Annotated in this window: 19 protein-coding genes; 11 read left to right on the top strand and 8 right to left on the bottom strand. The window is 36.7% G+C overall.

Annotated features, from left to right (window positions below; all coding sequences use genetic code 11):
• The first annotated feature begins 16 nt into the window (after nucleotides 1-16).
• A complete protein-coding gene (locus AABK36_RS12255) occupies nucleotides 17-1,801 on the top strand; it encodes an ankyrin repeat domain-containing protein (RefSeq protein WP_309938670.1) in 1,785 nt (594 codons plus the stop codon).
• Between the two features lie 73 nt (nucleotides 1,802-1,874).
• On the opposite strand, the gene rplI is transcribed toward AABK36_RS12255, so the two are convergent.
• The 3 genes from rplI to rpsF are packed head-to-tail and all read right to left on the bottom strand — an operon-like array spanning nucleotide 1,875 to nucleotide 2,975.
• Nucleotides 1,875-2,318, bottom strand: a complete 444-nt coding sequence (gene rplI, locus AABK36_RS12250; RefSeq protein ID WP_309938671.1) for a 50S ribosomal protein L9 — start codon at nucleotides 2,316-2,318, stop codon at nucleotides 1,875-1,877.
• A gap of 46 nt (nucleotides 2,319-2,364) precedes the next feature.
• Complete coding sequence (gene rpsR, locus AABK36_RS12245; RefSeq protein WP_309938672.1) at nucleotides 2,365-2,616, bottom strand: 30S ribosomal protein S18; 252 nt, start codon at nucleotides 2,614-2,616, stop codon at nucleotides 2,365-2,367.
• Nucleotides 2,616-2,975: a 30S ribosomal protein S6 gene (gene rpsF, locus AABK36_RS12240; RefSeq protein ID WP_309938673.1), complete on the bottom strand. Its 360-nt coding sequence runs from the start codon at nucleotides 2,973-2,975 to the stop codon at nucleotides 2,616-2,618. Before rpsF ends, rpsR begins: the two co-directional genes overlap by 1 nt.
• A 251-nt stretch (nucleotides 2,976-3,226) precedes the next feature.
• On the opposite strand from rpsF, the gene AABK36_RS12235 reads away from it, so the two are divergent.
• The gene (locus AABK36_RS12235; RefSeq protein WP_309938674.1) at nucleotides 3,227-5,368 is read left to right on the top strand and encodes a S9 family peptidase; all 2,142 of its coding nucleotides are present in this window, start codon (nucleotides 3,227-3,229) and stop codon (nucleotides 5,366-5,368) included.
• Between the two features lie 69 nt (nucleotides 5,369-5,437).
• On the opposite strand, the gene AABK36_RS12230 is transcribed toward AABK36_RS12235, so the two are convergent.
• Nucleotides 5,438-6,133, bottom strand: coding sequence for a hypothetical protein (locus AABK36_RS12230; protein ID WP_309938675.1), 696 nt, complete (start codon nucleotides 6,131-6,133; stop codon nucleotides 5,438-5,440).
• A 405-nt stretch (nucleotides 6,134-6,538) separates the two neighbouring features.
• Here AABK36_RS12230 and AABK36_RS12225 point away from each other — a divergent pair, with 405 nt between their 5' ends.
• Nucleotides 6,539-9,286: a T9SS type A sorting domain-containing protein gene (locus AABK36_RS12225; protein WP_309938676.1), complete on the top strand. Its 2,748-nt coding sequence runs from the start codon at nucleotides 6,539-6,541 to the stop codon at nucleotides 9,284-9,286.
• 65 nt (nucleotides 9,287-9,351) lie between these two features.
• On the opposite strand, the gene AABK36_RS12220 is transcribed toward AABK36_RS12225, so the two are convergent.
• Entirely contained in the window at nucleotides 9,352-10,218 is an 867-nt protein-coding gene (locus tag AABK36_RS12220; protein ID WP_309938677.1) for an endonuclease/exonuclease/phosphatase family protein, read from the bottom strand.
• Nucleotides 10,219-10,456: 238 nt separating this feature from the next.
• Here AABK36_RS12220 and purL point away from each other — a divergent pair, with 238 nt between their 5' ends.
• Nucleotides 10,457-14,146, top strand: coding sequence for a phosphoribosylformylglycinamidine synthase (purL, locus tag AABK36_RS12215; protein ID WP_309938678.1), 3,690 nt, complete (start codon nucleotides 10,457-10,459; stop codon nucleotides 14,144-14,146).
• Between the two features lie 74 nt (nucleotides 14,147-14,220).
• On the opposite strand, the gene AABK36_RS12210 is transcribed toward purL, so the two are convergent.
• Nucleotides 14,221-14,874 (bottom strand): metal-dependent transcriptional regulator, encoded by a 654-nt coding sequence (locus tag AABK36_RS12210; RefSeq protein ID WP_309938679.1) that lies wholly within the window; start codon nucleotides 14,872-14,874, stop codon nucleotides 14,221-14,223.
• A gap of 167 nt (nucleotides 14,875-15,041) precedes the next feature.
• Between AABK36_RS12210 and AABK36_RS12205 the strand changes: the two genes are divergently transcribed.
• Nucleotides 15,042-15,785 carry a tetratricopeptide repeat protein gene (locus tag AABK36_RS12205; protein WP_309938680.1) on the top strand — a complete coding sequence of 248 codons (744 nt, stop codon included), beginning with the start codon at nucleotides 15,042-15,044 and terminating at the stop codon, nucleotides 15,783-15,785.
• Nucleotides 15,786-15,792: 7 nt separating this feature from the next.
• The gene (locus AABK36_RS12200; protein WP_309938681.1) at nucleotides 15,793-16,257 is read left to right on the top strand and encodes a hypothetical protein; all 465 of its coding nucleotides are present in this window, start codon (nucleotides 15,793-15,795) and stop codon (nucleotides 16,255-16,257) included.
• Nucleotides 16,258-16,277: 20 nt separating this feature from the next.
• On the opposite strand, the gene AABK36_RS12195 is transcribed toward AABK36_RS12200, so the two are convergent.
• Complete coding sequence (locus tag AABK36_RS12195) at nucleotides 16,278-16,733, bottom strand: hypothetical protein (protein ID WP_309938683.1); 456 nt, start codon at nucleotides 16,731-16,733, stop codon at nucleotides 16,278-16,280.
• A gap of 54 nt (nucleotides 16,734-16,787) precedes the next feature.
• On the opposite strand from AABK36_RS12195, the gene miaA reads away from it, so the two are divergent.
• The 4 genes from miaA to AABK36_RS12175 all read left to right on the top strand — a co-directional run bounded on the left by miaA (nucleotide 16,788) and on the right by AABK36_RS12175 (nucleotide 21,587).
• Entirely contained in the window at nucleotides 16,788-17,702 is a 915-nt protein-coding gene (miaA, locus tag AABK36_RS12190; RefSeq protein WP_309938684.1) for a tRNA (adenosine(37)-N6)-dimethylallyltransferase MiaA, read from the top strand.
• 196 nt (nucleotides 17,703-17,898) lie between these two features.
• Nucleotides 17,899-18,942: an aspartate--ammonia ligase gene (gene asnA, locus AABK36_RS12185; protein ID WP_309938686.1), complete on the top strand. Its 1,044-nt coding sequence runs from the start codon at nucleotides 17,899-17,901 to the stop codon at nucleotides 18,940-18,942.
• A gap of 198 nt (nucleotides 18,943-19,140) precedes the next feature.
• On the top strand, nucleotides 19,141-20,772 hold the full coding sequence (locus AABK36_RS12180; RefSeq protein WP_309938687.1) for an ABC-F family ATP-binding cassette domain-containing protein: 1,632 nt from the start codon (nucleotides 19,141-19,143) through the stop codon (nucleotides 20,770-20,772).
• Between the two features lie 125 nt (nucleotides 20,773-20,897).
• A complete protein-coding gene (locus AABK36_RS12175) occupies nucleotides 20,898-21,587 on the top strand; it encodes an HAD family hydrolase (RefSeq protein WP_309938688.1) in 690 nt (229 codons plus the stop codon).
• A gap of 105 nt (nucleotides 21,588-21,692) precedes the next feature.
• Here AABK36_RS12175 and AABK36_RS12170 read toward each other — a convergent pair whose 3' ends face one another.
• Nucleotides 21,693-22,166, bottom strand: coding sequence for a hypothetical protein (locus tag AABK36_RS12170; protein WP_309938690.1), 474 nt, complete (start codon nucleotides 22,164-22,166; stop codon nucleotides 21,693-21,695).
• 243 nt (nucleotides 22,167-22,409) lie between these two features.
• Here AABK36_RS12170 and AABK36_RS12165 point away from each other — a divergent pair, with 243 nt between their 5' ends.
• On the top strand, nucleotides 22,410-22,856 hold the full coding sequence (locus tag AABK36_RS12165; RefSeq protein ID WP_309938691.1) for a hypothetical protein: 447 nt from the start codon (nucleotides 22,410-22,412) through the stop codon (nucleotides 22,854-22,856).
• The last annotated feature ends 50 nt before the right edge of the window (nucleotides 22,857-22,906 follow it).

Genomic DNA, 22,906 nt, shown 5'->3' with positions numbered 1-22,906 from the left:
TCAACTTGTTTGCTTTATGATTGAAAAGTATTTGAATAGAATTAATAGCGCTTCAAATTCATCAGATTTTATTTCAATTGCTACTGAATTATCATGGAGGGGCTGTGCACGCGAAGAAGTAAAAAGTATTTATTTTAAAGCCTTTAATGTGGCTAAAAATTTTCATGATTACCAGCTCATTTGCGATAGACTTTATTATTTAAGACGTAATGATTTTTCCTTTATTTGGATTGATAGATTACTTAAAATGTGCTTAAAGAATGCGAATGATCTAATTGATGAAAAATTATTAGAGTTAAAATCTTCTGAATCTGATGATTTTGATTGGAATGAACTGATTAAATATACATTTTATTATTATAATCTGGGGATTAAGGATTCATCAATAAATATGATGGAATGGCTTTGTAATAATTTGTCTGATATTTATTATGCAGATTTATTGGTTGCATTAAATTCCATGGCAGAGTTAAACCCAGAAAATTATACTGATAAATCAAAAATCAGTCAATTAATAAGTATTTTAAAATTGACAATTCTAAAGTATACAACATCAGAAAGTATACTTTACTATAAAGGACAAAAATGGTATTCATACGATGATTATGATTTTGATTGTGACGATATAAATAATGAAGCAAAAATTGCTTATAAAAATGGATTAGAGGGTTTTGCTGATTTATTATATAGAGTAAATATTGAGGAGCTTTTAAAGCATGAGAGTTTTTGTTTCAAAGCGGTAGGATTGTTTGATACAGGAATTGAAATAGCTAAAAAGGATTTGTTAAATGACGAAGAATGGGCTATCAATTTAATATTGGAAGCAGTAAAATATTCTAATAGAGAATGTTTAGAATATATTCTTTCTAATTTGGGTAAATTAAATAATGTGAAGTTAGAGAATTTAATTTATCGACTAATTATTGAAAAAGATGGAGAAATCATTTCGGATCCTAAAATATTAAAATCTTGTATTATCTCTTTATCTGATTCTGAATTAAAGCATGATTTACTTTCAAGTTCAATTTATTTATCGCTGTCAGCATTTCAAATTTTCGAAATATTAGATAATATAAAAGGTAAAATAGGTTACGAAAATATTTATAGCACTCTTAATGTCAAACTCAAAAAACATAATGATTATTTATTTGCTTTGCTAGATCGTTATGCTATTAAAGGTGATGCAACTCTGGAGGAATTTAAAAAGGCTGTAATAAATACTGATGGTTTTAATGTTAAATCTGAGTTTGAATATAATATCCGTACATATAATGCCGGAAAAAATTGGTCTTTATTAATTCGAAGCTGTTTTTTAGGTCAGAATGAAATAATAAGGTTTTTGATCGAAAATGGAGCTGATCTGTCTTATACAAACGATCAAGGTTTGAACGCACTAATTGCAAGCTTAATGAATATTAATATAAAAAAAGCTGCGAATAGTATTGGAGTGGATAAAGATTTGATTTTTAAAATATTGAAATCAGGACTCGATATAAATAGCAAATTTTATTGGCACAAAAAAAATGAGACGATAGCTTTTAATGAAGCTGCTTGCGATGGATATTTGGATATAATCAAAGAAATGTATGCTATGGGCGTAGATTTTCTGCAAAATGATAAGGGGAAAAATGCTTTACTAAGTGCTTCGTACACTTGTCGTATAGATGTATTGAAATTTTTGATAAAAATTGGTTGCGATGCTACGTCGATCAATGAATATCCAATTTTTAGATCATTTAATTCAGAGAGAAAGATGAATAAAGTAATAGAAATGCTTAGAAAAGCAGGAGCAAAATTTTGATTATGGAAAATGCTTCAAAAAAAAGGGATTGTCAATTTTGACAATCCCTTTTTTATTTTGAAGCAGCAATAGACTATTCAGCAACTACTTCAACTTTGATTTCGTGCTTCACTTCTTTGTGAAGATCGATAGTAGCAACGTACTCGCCTACAAACTTAGCGTCAGAGTCAAGTGAGATTTGCTTTCTGTCGATATCGAAACCAAGCTCTCTAAGTTTCTCAGAAAGTTGAAGAGGAGTGATAGAACCGAAGATTTTACCGTTCTCACCAACTTTTGTAGGGATAGTAAGTTTAGTTTCACCGATTTTGTTAGCAAGCTCTTGAGCGTCAGTTTTGATTTTTTCAGCTTTGTGAGCAGCTTGCTTGATGTTTTCTTCTACCATTTTCTTGTTCGAAGCTGTTGCCAAGATAGCAAAACCTTGAGGGATTAGGTAGTTTCTTCCGTAACCAGGTTTAACAGAAACGATATCGTTCTTATATCCTAGTCCTTTGATATTTTGTGTTAAGATTACTTCCATTTTAAAATTAATTCTAAAATTTTTGATTGCCAGAATGGTTATCGACCTATTTCAATGAATCCGTTACGTAAGGAAGCAAAGCAAGGTGTCTCGCTTTTTTGATCGCCTTAGCAACTTTCTTTTGATACTTGATAGAAGTACCAGTGATTCTTCTAGGAAGGATTTTACCTTGCTCGTTCACGAATTTAAGCAAGAAGTTGGCATCTTTGTAATCTACATACTTAATACCGTGCTTTTTGAAACGGCAGTATTTCTTTTTGTTCTCGCCTCTGTTGATTGGTTCGTTGATAAGTGTCATTATTTAGTCTCCTCCTTTTTTTTGTTGAACATACCAGCTCTTCTCTTTTCGCTGAATGCAAGAGCGTGCTTGTCAAGAACAGTTGTTAAGAAACGCATAACTGTCTCGTCACGTCTGAATTCAGTTTCGAAAGCTGCGATCGTATCAGGAGTAGCTTTGAACTCAACAAAGTGGTAAGATCCAGTTGACTTATGTTGAATTGGGTAAGCCAATTTCTTAAGTCCCCAAGATTCTACATTGATGATCTCAGCATTGTTTTTCTCTAACACTTTCACGAATTTTTCGACAGTATCCTTTGTCTGAGCTTCAGACAAAACGGGAGTCAAGATGAATACCGTCTCATAGTTTTTCAATGTCATAACAGTTTTATTAAATTATGTTATTCTAAACAGTTCGCAAATATAGCGTATTTATAATTTATAAGCAATTGACAGGGCTAAAATATAGCCAGTTAAGCGAAGACAAAATGCCCGAATATAATGATGTGATATTATTTTATTTAAAATATTATACTATTTTTGAATGTTTGGATTTCGTTGAATCGCTGAAATAAAGGTGTGAAATTTGAAAGTATTATTTTTAATTTAATAAATGCAAACTAATTGAAATCATGATGAGAAGAAAAGGGATGCTGATGATAGTGATGCTATTATGCGTGCTGTCGGTATCAGCTCAACAGCTTCAAGATTTGACTTTGGAGACTGCCGTAATGCAAAGAGGTCGAGCTTTGGCTCCGAAACGACTTGCGCAGCTTCATTGGGTGCCTAACTCCAGTTCCTATTATTATGTGGATGGAGAGGTTTTGTTTACTGGAAATGCGAAATCATCTTCAGATAAAGTATTGTGTAGGCTTGATGATTTGAAAAAAGAATTCGTGGAGTTGAACTCTATGAAGAGATTCCCGAAAATCAATTGGTGGGACTCCAATAATTTTTGGTTTGAAAAAGGAGATAGTTTTTACAACTATAGCGTTAAGGATTCTAGGCTGTACAAAGTGATGAGAATTGATAAGTCAGCGATGGATAAGGATTATCAACCGGCTAAAAATTTGTTGGCTTATACAAAAGCCAATAATTTATTCATCATGAAAGATGGAGATGAAATAGCGATCACGGACGATAAGGGTCCAGCGATAGTCAATGGCAAATCTGTCCATAGAAATGAATTTGGCATACACAAAGGAACTTTTTGGTCTCCAGAAAGCGATAAGCTGGCGTTTTATAGAAATGACCAAAGAGAGGTGACGGATTATCCGTTGTTGAATATCGATACGCGTCCTGCTACGGCAATGCCTTTCAAGTACCCTATGGCTGGCATGACGAATGAGTCAGTTACGATTGGTGTTTATGATGTGAATTCTGGCGAGAAGATATATTTGGAGACGGGTGTTGGAGAGGATAATGAGTATCTGACGAATATTGCTTGGGGGCCAGAAGGCGAATACCTTTATGTAGCAGTTTTGAATAGAGATCAGAATTTCTTGAAAATGCAACAATATGATGCTCAGTCTGGAAAAATGATTTCGACCATTTTCGAGGAAAGCAGCGAGAAATATGTTCAACCTCTTCATCCTATCACTTTCGTTCCGAATAGAAAAAACGAATTCATATGGATGAGCGAGAGAGATGGCTATAATCATATTTATAGATATAATACTTCTGGCAAATTGCTTAATCAAGTAACTCAAGGAGAATGGGTTGTGACCGAATGTTTAGGGTTTGATTTGGGAAGCAAAAATGTGTACGCTATTGCTACTGCGAATGATGGTTTGGATAGAAAAATAATCAAGTCGACTTTGTCGAATTCAAAATCGAAGGATTTGACAACGAAGAGCGGTACCTATCATGCAGAGCTTAATAAGCACAATAATCATTTGTTGACGAACTTTTCTTCTTTGGAAGTGCCAAGAAAACAAGAAGTTCAATCCGAGAAAAAAGTTGTTAAGACCTTGTTGGATGCGCCGGATCCATATGCAGGTTATGAAATTGGCGATATCGAGTTCCATAAGCTGAAAGCGACGGATAGCTCTGTTTTAAATTGCAGAATGATCAAGCCGGTTGACTTTGATGAAAATCAAAGATATCCAGTATTGGTGTATGTGTATGGCGGACCAAATGTGCAATTGGTTAGAAATACTTTTGGTGGAGGAATTTCTCCTTGGATGCAATATATGGCTCAGAAAGGCTATATAGTATTCACCTTGGATAATAGAGGAACGGCAAATAGAGGAAGGGACTTCGAACAAGCGACATTTAGGAACTTGGGAACAATAGAATCTGTGGATCAATTGACAGGTGTGGAGTATTTAGCTTCTCTGCCGTATGTGGACACTGAAAAACTGGCAGTGCATGGATGGAGTTTCGGAGGGTTTATGACAACTACGTTGATGACAAAGTCACCGAGCACATTTAAAGTCGGAGTTGCGGGTGGTCCTGTAATCGATTGGAAGTATTATGAAGTAATGTATACGGAAAGGTATATGGATACTCCAGAGAATAACCCAGCTGGATATGCCAATTCAAATCTGATTGATAAGGCAAAAGAGCTTGAGGGTGACTTATTGATGATTCATGGTTTGGATGACGATGTTGTGGTGGTGCAACATAGTTTGTTGTTTGTTAAAAGTTGTGTGGATGAAGGAATTCCTCTAGATTATTTTGTTTATCCGGGACATAAGCATAATGTGAGAGGAAAGGACAGAGTTCACTTGATGCAAAAGGTGCTTAATTATATTCTTGAGAAAAACAGGTGATAAATTTTATTTAAGAGTCTAAGCGCTCTTTTCGTTTTTAAATACGAGAAGAGCGTTTTTTATTTTTAATTAAGCTCTTGTGCTTCTGGAGCTTATGTTTTTAATGGATTTTGCAATCATTTTTGCCTTTTTAGCCCATTTTGATGAATTTGATTTTTTTTGTTTTAAGGCTTTTAACTCTTGTTTCATAGCTGTTTTTATTCTCCCTAATTCATCGAAGTTCTTCATTGAGTCTCGAATTGCCTGATCTATCTGCGCTTGACGGTCTTGAGAAGAGAATCCAGTAAGCTCAGGATTATTTTTTTGCTTAATGCTTTTTAGGCCTTTGATTTCTTTTCGCAAGGATTTCCGTTGTTTTCTAAAGCCTTTGATTAACTCGGGCAATTGGGAGGCTCGGTGTTGTTGTATTTCTCTTTCAATCGTTTTGAACTCATCATCTAAGTCAGGAATGGATTCTTCTGCGGAGCCTTTGAGTTCTTTCTCCAGCTCCATTATCATGAGGTCTTCTTCTGAGAGATCCTCGTCTCCAATTATTTCCAACAGCTCTTTTTCCAACTCTTCTTCCGAAACTTCATGATTGTCTTCGGGAAGTTGAGAAAGTAAGTCGTCAAGGTCTTCAATGGATAGGCTTTCCCAATATTTCATTTCTTCTTCGAGAGAAATCGAGGCTGTTGGCGGTTTGAAATCCGCAGACGGATATATTTGTGGGAATTTGTCGTGCTCAGGAGGCGGTATGGAAAGACCATTGGAATGTTGGTTAAACATTTTCTTTTTTGATTTTTGATCTTTCCCTATGCTGAACTCATCTCTCACATCATGTCAACAGACAGGGAGGGCACAATGTTGCAAATCAATATGAACAGCTATTTTCAAGCTTTCTTTTTAATGGGTGTAATATGATTTTATCAAGTTGTGATGTTTTTATTGAAAAGAGTGGAATGTTAACATAACTGAGAGTTAACTGGCAAGCATTTAGTTGGGAAATGTTTGTTTTTATTATTTTTTACTTTTTCAATAATAAACATGAGTTGAATTCTTGTAAAATAATTTATTTATCAAAATAGTATCAAAAATAAATCTTTATTGATTATTTCAAAGTAAAATAATACAAATATATTTGAGTATTATTATTTAATTTCAGGGATTGATTCAAACAACAAATTTCAAAAGATGAAACATTCACTACTACTATTGAGCGTTATGCTTATGAGTCTTTTGGCTAAATCTCAAAATTTTGATATTTTGATTGATTACGAGGCCAATACATGCAATGGAACTCTCTCGGGAGTCAGAGAAAACGGGGATTATAATGAATACATATTCACTGTATGCCCTGAAGAGAAAAACGCAGGATTCTATTCTTTGATTTCCGCTAATACTTTTTTTGATAATGATGGAGGTGCAAACACTTTGTCATTTTACTCAGGGGAAGATGATAATGGAGAAGTGTTGGCTGAAGGAGATGAGATGGTTAATTTTCTTGTAAAATCTAAAGATCCTTCAGGATGCATCACCATTGTTTGGACAACTAATAACAATGCAAATAACGGGGGGAGTATCGATTTGAATTTAGACTGTACTTTTAATTGTAAAAGTATTAAATCGAACGTTACAAGTATAAGAGATGCTGTTTCGGGAGAAGAGTATGTTTTGGGTGAGCCAATATTTATCACAAAGGGTGATGAATTGACATTTTCTGCTGAGGGTATTTATGGGAATCAGGCTGATGCGACGAATCCGATTAACAATTATAATACTTATGAGCAAAGCGATGATGACTCCGAGTTTGTATGGTTTTTTGGATTTGGTAACTGGAGTTCGACAGGCCAAAAAGGCGAGAATGAGATAAATCATATCTTTGATCAATCGGGCGTATATAATATTGAGTTGTTTATCAAAGATCAAAATATTGGAACAGCTAGCGGATCAGAGGAACTATTCGAATGTATTAGTACAAACCCAGTTAATCAGCAAATAGTGGTTAAAGACCAGAAACCAGTATTTTCATTGCCTAATTCTGAAATAGATGTTTGCGTAGGGGAGGATTTGGAAATTATCAAACAACCAATGAACGAAGAACATATAACTGGAGAATGTGAATCTTATGCTTATGCTTCAGAGGTGTTCATTCCAGATGGCACAGGTGTTGAGATTTACGCTTCAACCTTGATCAACTGCTTTGACGCTGACTATACGATGGGAGTTGGGGATTTGGAAAGTGTTGAAATAGAACTTGAGCATTCGTATGTAGGTGATTTGGCTATTGATTTGATAGCTCCTAATGGCGAAACAATCAATTTGCTGTTACCTAATGATCAAAATGGAAGTTATTTTGGCGAGCCATATTTTTTTAATCAAAACGGTAATCAAACAGATCAAGATAATGCCAATCCTCAAAGCGGGAATGGATATACATATTATTGGAAGGATCAGCAAGGGATAGAGTTGTGGAATGAGGATTTTGTTGGAGGAGGAGTAACTTATGATAATAGCTATGAAGAGTTTACTGAGTTTGAAAGCGCTGAGGACTTTGTTAACCTAGCGGGAAGTTCGGTAAATGGTATTTGGAGATTGAGAATTTCTGATAATGTGCAACGTGATAATGGTTATCTGTTTAGATTCAAAATGAACTTTTCTCCGGATGTGCCTATCAAAAATATGAGTTTTAGCACGCAGATTAGCGAAAATGGTTGGGATTTTACTGAAAACCCAGAGTTGAATCAGTCAGGAGATAGAATAAACATTTCGACAGCTGAAAGAGCGGAATATGAATTCACTTATTTCGAGAATTATACGAACAACACTGGAGTGACTCAGAATTTTATTGTTAGAGTGCATGACAATACTTTGCATGCTGGGGGAGACATTGATGTGGCAGGTGATGTGATCGATTTTGAGATTTTTAGATCAGAAATTGATGAAGAATTGAATGAGAATTTGTTGGACTTGAGTGTTCCAGCTTCACAAAGAGAATTGACTAATAGCCAAACAGGACAGCAAATTATCGTAACTGATTGGAGCGAAACAGGCGAAGGCGATCTATTATCATATATGAATGGAGGTCAATTCCCGAGCGACAATGGTTTTGAAAATGGAGATTATCAGTTGTTGTATAAAATAGAAAACAATCTTTGCCAAGCAGCGGACTCTGTTTATTTCAATGTGAAAGTTAAAGGCGATTATGATATCGAAGGTGTGGATGTGTTGTCTTCAGTGGCTTGTGGTAACTTAGGGAAAGCAAAATTAATAGTTGAAAAAGCGAACAGTTCAGCTGACTTGAATGATTTGAGCTTGTCTTGGTCCAATGGAAATGATAGCTCTTTTGATTCCGAAGAGGAGTTTGAAGCTGGTGATCAAAGTGTTTCGGTAAGTGATGCTTTTGGTCCGTATGGCGATTTTGATTTCTCCATTGATCAAATTGCTGATCCTGAGTTTGCATTTGATAATATAATAACTCATTTGGATGTTGAAAATAACGAAGGAAAAGTTGAATTTGTAATTAGTGGAGGTGCTGAGCCATATGTGATTTCAACGTCAAGCGAACATGTGAAAGAAGGCAACTTGGTGATTTCGGGCTTGGCTGAAGGCGAACATGCGTTTGACATTGTTGATGCCAATGGATGCCAGTCGCAAATTGTTTTGAATATAATGGATCATACATTGCTTGGTATTGGAAATGCAGAAGGAAATGGAATTTTGATTAGTCCGAATCCTTTTAAGAATTTTATCGAGGTTGAAAGCGATGAGCTTATTGCGACTGTTGAAATATTTGGATTGAATGGACAGTTGCTATTGTCAGAAGACGTTAATCGAAAGCAAGCTCGTATTTCGACGACTAGCGTTAAAGCAGGGGTTTATATTGTGAAAGTTAAATCATCAAAAAGTGTGCGTGTGCTTAGAATGATTTCTCAGCCTTAATTAGTTGCTGAAAAAATTTACTTGTTTAAAAACAGCAGATATCTCTGCTGTTTTTTTTGTGCGTATTATTTTACAATTTCAAGTGTTGCTGAAATTGGATAATGATCGGAAATATATATGTCGCCTGATCTCTCCTCATCAATTTGATAGTCTAAAGCAGATAAATGCTTATTGATAAATATAAAGTCGATAAAAAACTCGCCTTCTTTATGGCCGTAAGCATGGAAAGTTTGCTTGTTGCCTAATGTTTTTGATTCAGCAACTGAGTAACTGTCAAAAAATTGATTGCCAGTCTCGGAAGTCAGGATTTTATATGGAGCTTCGGAAGGCGTTAAATTGAAATCTCCTGTGATAATTGCTGGGTTATCCCCGACGATTTCTCTGGCTTTGTCCATTAACAATTGGGCGCTTTTTTGCCGTGCGATTTCTCCTTGATGGTCAAAATGAGTATTGATTGCTAAGATTGGGTCGCCGGTTTGTTTGTCTTTGAGCTTTACCCAGCTAGCTATTCTGCATAAAGCAGCGTCCCAGCCAACACTTGCAGTATCTTCCGGAGTCTCGGAAAGCCAAAATGTGCCTTCGCTGATTTTCTTAAAACGACTTTGTTTGTAGAAAATCGGAGCGTATTCACCTTGTTTTTTGCCATCGTCTCTGCCTATTCCATAACTGCCGTAACCCTCCAAATTTTCAACCAGAAAGTTCATTTGATCCTGCAATACTTCTTGAAAGCCGATTATATCAGCTTGAGAAGTTTGTAAATATTGTGAAACGATGGGTTGTCTATGGATCCAATCATTCGGCCCGTCTTGGGCTTCGCTATAGCGAATATTGAAGCTTGTGACTTTGATGTTCTCAGCTTTGTGAGGCTTGTCGCATGAGAGCATCGCTAAGATTAAAAATATGCCACTGAGATATTTTGAAAAATGTTTCATTAGTATGCATGTGTTTATTGTACACAGATTAAACGATTTGATAATTGCTTATAGTGTGCCTGTAGTAAGAATATTCCAATTTTGACAGGAGGTCTATAGTGTTGAAAATTAGAGGGTTGTGATGCTTGTCGTTTTTAGAAGATCATTTTTTTTACAAACACTGTTCAAATGACATTTTAAAAAGCTATTTTTACAGTAAAATAAAGATAGTAATTAAACCTACTAACCCGTAATTCTGATGATTTTATTCTTTAAAGGCGTGAACAACACGCTTTATGCAGTGGATGCAAAGGAAAATATTGGTGAAGAGAATTTGTCAAAGTTGAGCTGGTTGTTTGGCGAAGCTGAGCAAATCAAGCAAGATACAGTGGAGGGAGTCTTTGTCGGACCTCGCAAAGAAATGTTGACTCCATGGAGTACAAATGCCGTGGAAATAACTCAGAATATGGGAATCTTGGGTGTCGTTCGTATTGAGGAGTTTGAATTAGTGGATGAGGATGCCAAGTTTGACCCAATGCTTCAAGCAAAATATGAAGGCTTGAACCAAGAGGTGTTTACCATTGACAAGAAGCCTGAACCAGTTATCTATATTGAAGATATTGCTGCTTATAATGCGCAAGAGGGCTTGGCTTTGAGCGATGAGGAAATAGCCTATTTGGAAGGCGTAAGTGAAAAAGTTGGAAGAAAACTTACTGACAGTGAAGTTTTTGGTTTCTCACAAGTGAACTCTGAGCATTGCCGTCATAAAATCTTCAACGGACAGTTTATCATAGATGGAGAAGAAAAAGAAAGCTCTCTTTTCCAATTGATTAAAAAAACTTCGAAAGAGAATCATAATCATATCGTGTCTGCATACAAAGACAATGTTGCTTTTGTCGACGGTCCTAGAGCTGAGCAATTCGCTCCGAAGACACAAGATAAAGCGGATTTCTTTGAGACTAAAGATGTTGACACAGTTCTTTCGCTAAAAGCTGAAACTCACAATTTCCCGACGACAGTTGAGCCATTTAATGGAGCAGCTACTGGATCTGGAGGAGAGATCAGAGACCGTATGGCTGGAGGGAAAGCTTCTATTCCTTTGGCTGGTACAGCTGTTTATATGACGTCTTATTCTCGTCTTGAAAGAGAGAGAGCTTGGGAACAAGCTACGGAAGAACGTCCTTGGTTATATCAGACGCCTATGGATATCCTAATCAAAGCATCTAATGGCGCGAGTGATTTTGGGAATAAATTCGGTCAGCCGTTGATTACTGGTTCAGTGCTTACATTTGAGCATTTTGAAGGAGATAAAAAATACGGATATGATAAAGTTATCATGCAAGCGGGTGGTATTGGATTCGCTAAGAAGCAAGATAGCTTAAAAGATACACCTGAAACAGGTGATAAGATTGTCATCATGGGTGGTGATAATTATAGAATTGGTATGGGTGGAGGAGCTGTTTCCTCAGTAGCTACAGGAGAGTTTGATAACTCTATTGAGCTTAACGCCATTCAAAGATCCAACCCTGAAATGCAAAAAAGGGTATGCAATGCGGTAAGAGCTATGGCTGAATCTGATCATAACCCAATTGTATCTATTCACGATCATGGAGCTGGTGGACATTTGAATTGTCTTTCTGAGCTAGTGGAAGATACAGGCGGTAAGATTGAGCTTGATAAATTGCCTGTAGGTGATCCTACATTATCAGGTAAAGAAATCGCAGGTAATGAGTCTCAGGAGCGTATGGGATTAGTTATGCGTGAGAGCGATCTTGAGACTATTCAAAAAGTAGCAGAAAGAGAAAGAGCTCCATTCTATGTAGTAGGTGAAGCGACTGGTGATCATCAATTTACATTTGAAAGTGAAAAGACAGGCGAGAAGCCAATAGACTTGCAACTTGAAGATATGTTTGGCAAGCCGCCAAAGACTATCATGAAGGATAGTTCTGTAAAGGCTTCTTTTGGTGAACTACAATATGAGAAATCTAAGCTAGCTGAATACCTTACTCAAGTGTTGCAATTAGAGTCAGTGGCTTGTAAGGATTGGTTAACAAACAAAGTGGACAGGTCTGTAACAGGCCGTGTGGCAAAACAACAAACTTGTGGGCCTATTCAATTGCCATTGAATAACCTTGGAGCTATGGCTATCGACTTCAAAGGTGAAAAAGCAATTGGTACATCTATCGGTCATTCACCAGTATCAGCATTGATTGATCCTAAAGCTGGTTCAAGAAATTCTATTGCAGAAGCTTTGACTAACTTAGTGTGGGCTCCATTGTCGCATAGACTTTCAGGTGTGTCATTAAGCGCTAACTGGATGTGGCCTTGTAAGAACGAAGGTGAAGATGCAAGACTTTATGATGCTGTAGAAGCTATCAGTGATTTTGCATGCGAGCTTGGAATAAATGTTCCTACAGGTAAAGATTCATTGTCTATGACTCAAAAATACAAAGATGATGTGGTTTACTCTCCGGGTACAGTGATTATTTCTTCTGTAGCTGAAGTGGAGGATTTGAAAAAAATCGTTTCTCCTGTAGTTAGAAATATTGAAGGTTCGGCTATCTATTATATCGATCTTTCTAAAGATGCTTATAAACTTGGCGGTAGTACTTTCGCTCAAGTTGTAAATAAAGTGGGTAATGAAGCTCCGACTATTCAGGATACAGCTTATTTCAAGAATACGTTTAACGCTGTTCAGGATTTGATTTCTCAAGGTGATGTGATTTCTGGTCATGATATTTCTGCTGGTGGATTAATCACTGCTTTGTCAGAAATGACATTCCCTCAGCAAAATGTTGGTCTTGATATTGATCTTACGGCTATCGCTGAAGATGATTTGATCAAATTGTTATTTGCTGAAAATAGCGGATTGATCGTTCAAGTAGCTGATGAGAAAAAAGCGGAAACATTCTTTGCTGAAAGAGGAGTAGATGCCAAAATGATAGGTATTCCTGTGGAGGACTCATTTATCAAGATTCGCAAAGGTGATGAAGTATACGAGTTTGGAATCGACAGCTTGAGAGACGCATGGTACAGAACTTCTTACTTGTTGGATAAAAAACAAACAAGAGAAGATCTTGCTACTGAAAGATATGAGAACTACACTAAGCAACCATTAGTGTATAATTTCGCTGAGAAATTTACTGGCCAGTTAAGTCAATATGGTATTGATGCGGACAGAAAAGAAAAATCTGGAGTTAAAGCGGCTATTATCAGAGAAAAAGGTGTGAACGGCGATCGTGAAATGGCTTATTCTTTGCATTTGGCAGGATTTGACGTGAAAGACGTGCATATGACGGATTTGATCTCAGGTAGAGAAAATCTTGAAGATGTAAATATGATTGTATTCGTTGGTGGATTCTCTAATTCTGATGTGTTAGGTTCTGCTAAAGGTTGGGCAGGAGCATTCCTTTACAATCCAAAAGCAAAAGCAGCGCTTGATAATTTCTATAAGAGAGAAGATACGTTGAGCTTAGGAGTTTGTAATGGATGTCAGTTGATGCAGGAGCTTGGTTTGATTGCTAAAGATCATGAGCAAAAGCCAAAAATGCTTCATAATGAGTCAGGTAAATTTGAGTCAGGATTTGTTAACATGACTATTCCTCAAAATGATTCAGTGATGTTGTCAACGCTTTCAGGTCAGAGACTTGGTGTTTGGGTGGCTCACGGCGAGGGTAAGTTTAGTTTGCCATATGCTGAAGATCAGTATAATATTTCTGGTAAATATGGATATGAAGCTTATCCGGCTAATCCAAATGGCTCGGATTATAATGTAGCTTCTATACACTCTGCTGATGGAAGACATTTGGCGATGATGCCTCACTTAGAGCGTTCTATTTTCCCATGGAACTGGGCTGAGTATCCTCAAGATAGATTGAACGACGAAGTGTCGCCTTGGATTGAAGCATTTGTTAATGCAAAAAACTGGGTTGCTGAGAAGACGAAATAAAAAGAAATAATTTAAACAAAAAGCCAGATTCTTTAAATAGGAATCTGGCTTTTTGTTTTTTATCAAATCATGATTTAGGATACCATAAGATTGTTGGCGACTTCTTTGGAGATTGAAACTTCTCTGTGGCCGTCTAGAGTGATTTCCATTGAGCCGTCAAAGGGAATTTTGTCGTTTATTGTGATTTGAGTTCCGATTTTTATATTGAGTTTGTCAAGGTATTTGAGGAAAATTGAACTGGTGTCTTGAACTCCTCTGATTACAACTGTTGAGTCAATATTTGATTCTGATAGCGGGTGCTTTTCAACAGATGCGAAATTCCCGTGCTCGTCAGGTATCGGGTCGCCATGCGGATCGAATTTAGGCTTTCCAAGAAAGTCGTCCAGTCTTTCGATGAGCAGGGGAGATTGTATGTGTTCCAATTGCTCTGCGACCTCATGGACTTGGTCCCAATTAAACCTAAGTTTGTTAACCAAAAAAACTTCCCAGAGCCTGTGTTTTCTGATAATTTTCAAAGCATATGTCCTTCCTTCCGAGGAAATGTTGACGCCTTGGTATTTGACATATGTTACAACTCCTTTTTTGTCAAGCTTGCGAATCATATCGCTCACAGAAGCGGGTTTCGTATTGAGCGTTTCGGCTATTGCATTGGTGCTCACGCTATTGGCGCCATTTTCCGATAGGTGATATATGGTTTTTAGATAATTTTCTTCAGCAAAACTGAGCATATGTTCTTCTGATTTGAGTCTGCAATCGCCAAATATATCATTTATGGACTAAAAATGAAAACGGATGCGTTTAATCAGTTTAACATAATGTATTTTTTAATGTAAAATTAACTTACTATTTTGCGATTGCAATTATTGGAGATATATATTTAACGAAAATTAAGCTTATGAGACTTTTCTGGTGTTTTTTGATTGCAATCTGCTTTTTTTCTGTTCCTTCAAAGGGGCAAGATATTCATAAGAGATCGCTTCAAAACGCGGTGGCGGCAATACAAGATTCTAGTTACTCGAATGCTATCAGCATGTTGTCGGCAGTGATAAAGAAAGACTCAATGGCTTTGGATGCTTTTAGGCTGCGTGGATTGGCTTACTTGGAGAAGGGGGATAGCTTGTTGGCGCTTAAGGATTATGATTACGTATTGGCAGAAGATCAAGAGGATACAATTATGTATTCGCTTAGAGCCGAATTGAATTTTGATCTTGAGAAGTACACAGAGTCGATATTGGATTACTCTAAAGCATTGCAATTGGATCCGATAGATCCGGATTTGTATCGCGGAAGGGGAATGGTTTATTATTTTTTGGATGAATTCTCATTGGCTCTTGAGGATTTTCAAAGCGCGATTCTTATAGAGAGCGATCAAGCGTCTGATTTTTTCTACGCAGGTGTGTGTCAAGCTGAACTTGGAAATAGTTTTACTGCATATACTTACTTTAATACTTCCTTGGCTTTGGATGATCAAGCGGCTCAAGCTTATTATCATAGAGGGGTAGCGCTTTATGAGATGGAGTTTGGCGATAAAGCTTGCGAGGATTGGGCTATAGCGAGAGACCTTGGCATGGTTGAGTTGGCTGAGTTTATCAAGAAGTTTTGTAGCGAGCAAAATTTAAAACAAAACAATACACAATAACAAACAAATGAAATCACTTGCGCATCAGTTAATGCTCGATGTTGAAGTTATTACTGAGGAGTTGAACTTTATTCCGAAGGATAATTTTATTCATAAAGAGCACCCGTATGTTGCTTCAAAGAAAGAACGTATTGGTTATTTGGTGAATCAGGCCATATATTTTTCCAGCTTTTTGTTGAAAGGCCGGTTTAATGAAGAAACTCTGTATTTGGATTGGCAAGAGGAGAAGGCTGAAGAAGGCGGGAAGTATGAGAATTACGAACAAGCTCGATTGATTTCTATTTGGGCTGAGTTGAATACGAATATAGCTGGGATGGTGGAGAATTTAGGCGAGGAGCAAGTAAGTTCTTTGCATAAGGTGTCCATAGAGGGCAATGAAAGGGAAGTTGATATTCACTTGATCGTTGAAAGATATTTAGACCTTTTGGATGAAGAAATTCATGAAGTGCTTTCACCCATGAAAGCACTATGAAGAATATTATAACAGTTTGTTTAGGCCTTGGCATTTGTCGAGGCTTTTTTCTTGGGGTATTTTTTCGATAAATATTTGAGGATTTCTGCGTACTTGCTGTCTTCGTGATTGCTTAATTTAATTTTTTTTCGAGTAGTGAAATCCAATTCAAGTGACTTGAATACGCCATTTTTTGTTTTGATAATTGTTTCGCACCAAGAGTTAAGGTGCTCCAGTTGATGCTTTTGGCTAAAAACACCCCATAAATATTTTTCTTCTATTATCAAGTTGGCGATGATCACTTGTTTGGTTGCTAGGGCTGTTTTGATTAATACAAATAGAAAAATGACAAACAGTATTGAGGTAGTAACTAACAGCAATATATTGCTAGGTTGAGCTAATAAGCTTTTTAGGCTATATATAAATCCCATTAGCATCAAAGTGTTGAAAACAGCTAATGCGGATAAAGTGTTGAATTTGGGTTTTGAATGAATCATAAAATTGTTTCTTTTTGCGTATGCAAATATAATAAGACAGGAAAATTCTTTTCAATGAATTATAATTTGATTGTGATTTTAGGTCCGACTGCTTCAGGAAAGACCAATTTAGCAGTAAATCTTGCCCTAGCTTTTGGAGGTGAGATTATTAGTGCCGATTCCAGACAAGTTTACAGAAAAATGGATATTGGAACGGGGAAAGACTTGAGTGAGTATGTAGTGGATGGCAAGCAAGTTCCTTATCATTTGATTGATGTGTTGGAGCCTGGAGAGAAATACAATGTGTTTGAGTTTCAAAGGGATTTTATTAAAGCTTACAAGGATATTAGAGGTCGAGATAAATTGCCCATATTATGCGGAGGTACCGGCTTGTACATTGAAGCTATATTGGAAAATTATCAAGACACAACCGTGCCTGTAAACCCAGCGCTAAGAGGCGAGGTAGAGCAATTGACGCAGGAGGAGTTGAAATCAAGATTGATGAATGTGAATCCCAATACCAGATTTGATGAATTTCATCATCGAAAGAGATTGATAAGGGCATTGGAGATCGAGGTTTACAAGAGCGAAATGCGAGATCATCAAGTTTTGGATGCTGTTTCTTTAAAACCATTGATCATAGGAATGGATATTGATAGGGAAGAGAGAAGAAAAAAGATCAGCGCTAGATTAGATAGCAGATTGGATGAGGGAATGGTCGAGGAAGTTCAGGGCTTGTTGCAATATTGCAAAGCTGAGGATTTGATTTATTATGGACTTGAGTATAAGTGGCTGACAGAGTACTTGTTGGGGAAAGTAGATTTTGATGTGATGAAATCCCGTTTGGAAGTCGGCATTCATCAATATGCGAAAAGGCAAATGACTTGGTTTAGAAAGATGGAAAGGTCAGGTTATTGCATTCATTGGTTAAAGCATAATGACCCAATGGTTGATAAACTAAGCCAGATTAAAGAGCTGATGGATTTATAAATATGTAGAAATTTAGGTTCTTTATATATTTATTTATCATCGATGAATTGTTGATTTGTTTTTATATTTCTAATTTAACGTGCGTTAAATTATTGATTTTGTAAAAATTTAGCTTTTTGGTTAAAAATTAATCCTTAAAATTGCTTTTTTGTTATGAAACTCTAAATTTGAAAATGTATTCAAAAACGAGATAATTATGGCACTAAAAGACATATACTTAAAAGACACATATGAGCCGGTTTTGGGCTTGAGAGATACTGAAAAAGCAATCAAATTGATCAAGGATTTTTTTGAATTGTCATTATCATCTGAATTGAGATTGAGAAGGTTTTCAGCTCCATTGTTTGTGATGAAAGATACCGGGCTTCAAGATGATTTGAATGCTATTGAGAGGCCGGTTTCATTTCCAATATTGGATATGGGAGATGAAAGAGCTGAGATTGTTCATTCATTGGCGAAATGGAAAAGATATACTTTAGGGCAGTTTGGCATTGAAGAAGGTTATGGTATTTATACGGATATGAATGCGATTCGCCCGGACGAGGTATTGGATAACACGCATTCTATTTATGTAGATCAGTGGGATTGGGAAAGGGTTATTACGAAAGAGGATAGAACAATTCCTTTTTTGCAAAAGATTGTCAAGAAGATTTATGGCAGTTTGAAAAGAGCTGAATATGTTGTCTATGAGAACTATCCGCACATCAAGCCTATGTTGCCGGAAGAGATTCATTTCATCCATGCGGAAGAATTGTTGCAGAAATACCCTGATTTGACACCTAAGCAAAGAGAAGATGCTATTGTTAAAGAGCATGGCGCTGTGTTTTTGATGGGTATCGGAGGAGAATTGAGTAATGGTGAAGCGCATGACGGACGCGCTGCGGATTATGATGATTGGACTACTGAGGGAGAGAAAGGTCTTAAAGGCTTGAATGGAGACATTTTAGTATGGCATCCAGTGTTGGAAAGAGCTTATGAGCTTTCTTCCATGGGAATAAGAGTTGATGCTGAAGCGTTGAAGAAACAGTTGGTGATAAGAGATCAGGAGCATAAAGCTGAATTGATGTTCCATAAAAAGTTATTGGCGGACGAATTGCCTCTTTCTATAGGTGGAGGAATTGGCCAGTCCAGACTTTGCATGTTTTTATTGAGAGCTATTCATATTGGAGAGGTTCAAGCTAGCTTGTGGCCAGAAGATATGAAGGAGGCTTGTGCTAAGCATAAAGTACGATTGATGTAAAATCAAAAAATATTGTGTGATTATAAATTAAAGCGTTCTTTTGGAACGCTTTTTTTGTCTATGGAGCTTTGAGCTGAGAGTGATTATTGAAAATTTGGCTTATCTTTGTCGTGATTTGGCTTCAGTTTTATGGCTTGAAGTCAATAATGCGGTCGAGTTGTGTGAACTTGACTGCTGAAAAGCTAATTTATTCGGATTATGATTTCTATAGACGCTCTTACAGTTGAATTTAGCGGACAAACGCTGTTCAAGGATATATCTTTCGTTGTCAACGAAAATGATAAAATCGCATTGATGGGGAAAAACGGTGCGGGAAAGTCTACGTTGATGAAAATTATCGCAGGCCTTCAAAAAGCTACTAAAGGAGGTGTTTCCGCTCCCAAGGATACTGTTATTGCATATTTGCCTCAACACTTGATGGCGGAGGATGATAGCACTGTATTCGAAGAGGCTGCGAAGGCTTTTTCAAGTATTTTCGCCATGAGAGATGAAATCGATGATTTGAATAAGCAGTTGGAAACTCGCACGGATTATGAGTCTGATGCGTATATGAAAATTATCGAGCGAGTATCTGATTTAAGCGAGAAGTTTTACGCTATCGAAGAAGTGAACTATGAGGCCGAAGTGGAAAAAGCTTTGCTAGGACTTGGTTTTGAGCGAGAAGATTTTACTCAACCGACAAGTGAGTTTAGCGGAGGTTGGCGTATGCGTATCGAGTTAGCGAAAATCCTTTTGCAAAAGCCTGATTTGATTCTGATGGATGAGCCGACTAACCATTTGGATATTGACTCGATTCAATGGTTGGAAAACTTTTTGACGAATCACTCCAAGGCGGTTATTGTGATTTCGCATGATAGAGCTTTTGTGGATGCGATAACTAATCGGACGATTGAAGTGACGATGGGTAGAATTTATGATTACAAAGTAAATTATTCTCACTATCTGGAGCTAAGAAAAGAAAGAAGAGCTCAGCAGATGAAGGCTTATGAAGAGCAACAAAAGTTTATCGCTGATACGGAACAGTTTATAGAAAGGTTTAAAGGAACATACTCCAAAACACTTCAAGTGCAGTCAAGGGTGAGAATGCTTGAAAAGTTGGAGCGTATAGAAGTGGATGAAGTGGATACATCTGCTTTGAACTTGAAGTTTCCTCCGGCTCCACACTCTGGCAAATATCCTGTCAGAGCTTTGGATATGGGCAAGTCTTATGGAGATCATTTGGTTTTTAAAGAAGCCAATGTAGTCATCGAAAAGGGACAGAAAGTAGCTTTTGTTGGGAAGAATGGCGCAGGCAAGTCGACTATGATAAAAGCGATCATGCAGGAAATTGACTTTGATGGAACGCTGGAAATAGGTCATGGGGTAAAAGTTGGGTATTTTGCCCAAAACCAAGCTTCATTGTTGGATGGCGAGGAAACGATCTTTCATACGATTGACAGTGTTGCCGAAGGAGATATAAGAAAACAGATTAATAATATTCTGGGTGCCTTCATGTTTGGAGGGGAAGATACTCAGAAGAAAGTCAAGGTTTTGTCAGGTGGCGAAAAGACGCGTTTGGCGATGATAAAGCTTTTGTTGGAACCTGTGAATCTTTTGATACTAGATGAACCAACCAATCACTTGGATTTGAAAACCAAAGATATACTTAAGGAAGCTTTGTTGAAATTTGATGGCACATTGATATTGGTTTCTCATGATAGAGACTTTTTAAGTGGATTGGCGGAAAAGGTGTTTGAGTTTGGAAATCAGCGAGTCGTTGAGCATTTTGAAGGGATTGACGACTTCTTGGCGAGAAAGAAAATGGAGAATTTAAGAGAAATTGAAAAATAATTAGAATGTCAAAAGCGTGATCTAAATCTAGATCGCGCTTTTTTAATCTAAGAATTGGGTGCGGTGGTGGTAACTGGCTCGAATTTTTAGTGGTATTTTTTACAATTACATGTAGAATAATGAATATGAAAAATATAGAGATTATTGCTTTTGACGCTGATGATACGCTTTGGGTAAATGAGCCTTACTTCAGGGAAACTGAGCAGAAGTTTTGCGTGCTATTGCAGGATTATTTAACACATCATTCTATTTCACAAGAGCTTTTCAAGACTGAAATTGATAATTTGCCTTTGTATGGGTATGGTGTGAAGGGGTTTATGCTAAGTATGATTGAGACTATTTCCAAAGTTACTGATAATCAAGCTAGCTTGGATATTGTGAGCAAAACTCTTGAATTAGGAAAGGAATTATTGGAGAAGCCAATCGAGTTGTTGGATGGAGTTGAAGATACATTAGCTCATTTGAAGGGGAAATATAGATTGGTACTGGCTACAAAAGGTGATTTGTTGGATCAAGAAAGAAAATTGGTTAAATCTGGCTTGGAAAATTATTTCCACCATATTGAAGTCATGAGCAATAAGGAAAAGCTTGATTATAAGAAGATGCTAAATCATCTGGATTGCCAAGCGGAGAATTTTTTGATGGTGGGCAATTCTTTGAAATCAGATGTTCTGCCAGTATTGGACCTCGGAGGCCATGCTATCCATGTGCCGTATCATACGACATGGGCTCATGAAGTTGTGGATAAGGAAGTCAAGCGACCTAATTTCGCGAAAGTGGATTCCATTCGAGATGTTTTGGGTTATTTGGCTTGAAACTAATCTTTTTTAATCCTAACTCAAATGAAGCCTTGCGCGCTTTTATATGAAGGCTAAGGCTTCATTTGATGTTAGAAATCTGATAAAGTTGGGCTATTGGCATTAGCGTTTAATAACATATATGCCATCAACTAATTCATAAGTGCCAATGTCAACAGAGATTTCTTTTGTATGGTATCTTGTAAATGAACAGCAATTTTCAGAGACCGCTTCTGCGTCTATATTTAACTTGAAAAGAATTTCTTCCCCAACAGAGCATATGGCATTTACTTTTTCAGTTTTCCATCCAATGCTGTTTATCGCAATCAAAGGCATATCATTATTTTCAATGATTTCAAAGTCGATACTATTTTTAGTGATTTGATCAGTTATGTCAAGATTATTGATGTCCAAATTGCCGTTGTATAACAAATTCTCTCCAGAGGATTGATCGACGATATTGAAGGTGAAAAATTCAGGAGGAGTCATGCAAGCGATTTCTGAGCAGTCTTTATTCTCCTTTTTATCATCGCAGGATGAAAAAAAGGATACAAGTAGCAAGACAAAAAGATAAAACGATTTTTTTGAAAAAGTCATAATGATGCAGTTTTAGAATAATATGATAGCTTTATTTTATAGACACATTTAAATGTTTTGAGGTTGATTTCTTTTGTAATATTTATTTTTTTTAATACCAAATTATGTTTGATAGGTGATTGATATGTAATGGCGATATTTGAAAAAATTAAATCTCTGAAACTAGAACCTAATGGGGATGAATTTAAGTCTGCCTGTGTGAATCTGCGTAACATATTGTCGAATGAGATAAGTGATGTTTTAATGAGAAGGCAGATTCATGAGGATTTTAGCTATTTTTTGAAGAAAGGGAGGTTTGTTGTTCATAATACCATTGCAGGCGGGGTGATTTTCTTGAAAGAGCCGGAAATAATTAGGAGTCTTCAGATTTATTATGATAGTCTTAGCAATGTTTCTATTGTGGTAGTTGAGTACCCTGAGCCTCGAAACGCAACCAATGTTAAATATAAACCAAATGTTGGAAGTCAAGAACACGCAGAATGGAATATGGAGGCTATTTTCCCAAATTTTAGAAATTATGATTTGATCATTCAGAAGTCGCTAATGTTGTTTTGGGCTAATTACGTGAAATCTATATGCGAGACTTATCAAAAAAATAGTTGGTTTATGAGATATACAGACCGCTTTGAACTTAATGTGTTTTGGGATAACAAGTTGGAATTTGCAATAACTGTTGATAATGGAGTTTAGATAGTTGGTAGTTAGTGCTTTAATGCGGATTTGAGCTTTTTTATTCGTGA

It is taken from the genome of Aureibacter tunicatorum, assembly GCF_036492635.1.
GTDB classification, from domain to species: Bacteria; Bacteroidota; Bacteroidia; order Cytophagales; family Cyclobacteriaceae; genus Aureibacter; species Aureibacter tunicatorum.
Note: the sequence above shows the minus strand (reverse complement) of the source record. Positions and strands in the feature narration are given on the sequence as shown.

What these genes read in the sequence shown, in the direction of transcription:
- AABK36_RS12255 (WP_309938670.1), top strand. Translation starts at nt 17, where the DNA reads ATGATTGAAAAGTATTTGAATAGAATTAATAGCGCTTCAAATTCATCA.
- rplI (WP_309938671.1), bottom strand. Translation starts at nt 2,318, where the DNA reads ATGGAAGTAATCTTAACACAAAATATCAAAGGACTAGGATATAAGAAC.
- rpsR (WP_309938672.1), bottom strand. Translation starts at nt 2,616, where the DNA reads ATGACACTTATCAACGAACCAATCAACAGAGGCGAGAACAAAAAGAAA.
- rpsF (WP_309938673.1), bottom strand. Translation starts at nt 2,975, where the DNA reads ATGACATTGAAAAACTATGAGACGGTATTCATCTTGACTCCCGTTTTG.
- AABK36_RS12235 (WP_309938674.1), top strand. Translation starts at nt 3,227, where the DNA reads ATGATGAGAAGAAAAGGGATGCTGATGATAGTGATGCTATTATGCGTG.
- AABK36_RS12230 (WP_309938675.1), bottom strand. Translation starts at nt 6,133, where the DNA reads ATGTTTAACCAACATTCCAATGGTCTTTCCATACCGCCTCCTGAGCAC.
- AABK36_RS12225 (WP_309938676.1), top strand. Translation starts at nt 6,539, where the DNA reads ATGAAACATTCACTACTACTATTGAGCGTTATGCTTATGAGTCTTTTG.
- AABK36_RS12220 (WP_309938677.1), bottom strand. Translation starts at nt 10,218, where the DNA reads ATGAAACATTTTTCAAAATATCTCAGTGGCATATTTTTAATCTTAGCG.
- purL (WP_309938678.1), top strand. Translation starts at nt 10,457, where the DNA reads ATGATTTTATTCTTTAAAGGCGTGAACAACACGCTTTATGCAGTGGAT.
- AABK36_RS12210 (WP_309938679.1), bottom strand. Translation starts at nt 14,874, where the DNA reads ATGCTCAGTTTTGCTGAAGAAAATTATCTAAAAACCATATATCACCTA.
- AABK36_RS12205 (WP_309938680.1), top strand. Translation starts at nt 15,042, where the DNA reads ATGAGACTTTTCTGGTGTTTTTTGATTGCAATCTGCTTTTTTTCTGTT.
- AABK36_RS12200 (WP_309938681.1), top strand. Translation starts at nt 15,793, where the DNA reads ATGAAATCACTTGCGCATCAGTTAATGCTCGATGTTGAAGTTATTACT.
- AABK36_RS12195 (WP_309938683.1), bottom strand. Translation starts at nt 16,733, where the DNA reads ATGATTCATTCAAAACCCAAATTCAACACTTTATCCGCATTAGCTGTT.
- miaA (WP_309938684.1), top strand. Translation starts at nt 16,788, where the DNA reads ATGAATTATAATTTGATTGTGATTTTAGGTCCGACTGCTTCAGGAAAG.
- asnA (WP_309938686.1), top strand. Translation starts at nt 17,899, where the DNA reads ATGGCACTAAAAGACATATACTTAAAAGACACATATGAGCCGGTTTTG.
- AABK36_RS12180 (WP_309938687.1), top strand. Translation starts at nt 19,141, where the DNA reads ATGATTTCTATAGACGCTCTTACAGTTGAATTTAGCGGACAAACGCTG.
- AABK36_RS12175 (WP_309938688.1), top strand. Translation starts at nt 20,898, where the DNA reads ATGAAAAATATAGAGATTATTGCTTTTGACGCTGATGATACGCTTTGG.
- AABK36_RS12170 (WP_309938690.1), bottom strand. Translation starts at nt 22,166, where the DNA reads ATGACTTTTTCAAAAAAATCGTTTTATCTTTTTGTCTTGCTACTTGTA.
- AABK36_RS12165 (WP_309938691.1), top strand. Translation starts at nt 22,410, where the DNA reads ATGAGAAGGCAGATTCATGAGGATTTTAGCTATTTTTTGAAGAAAGGG.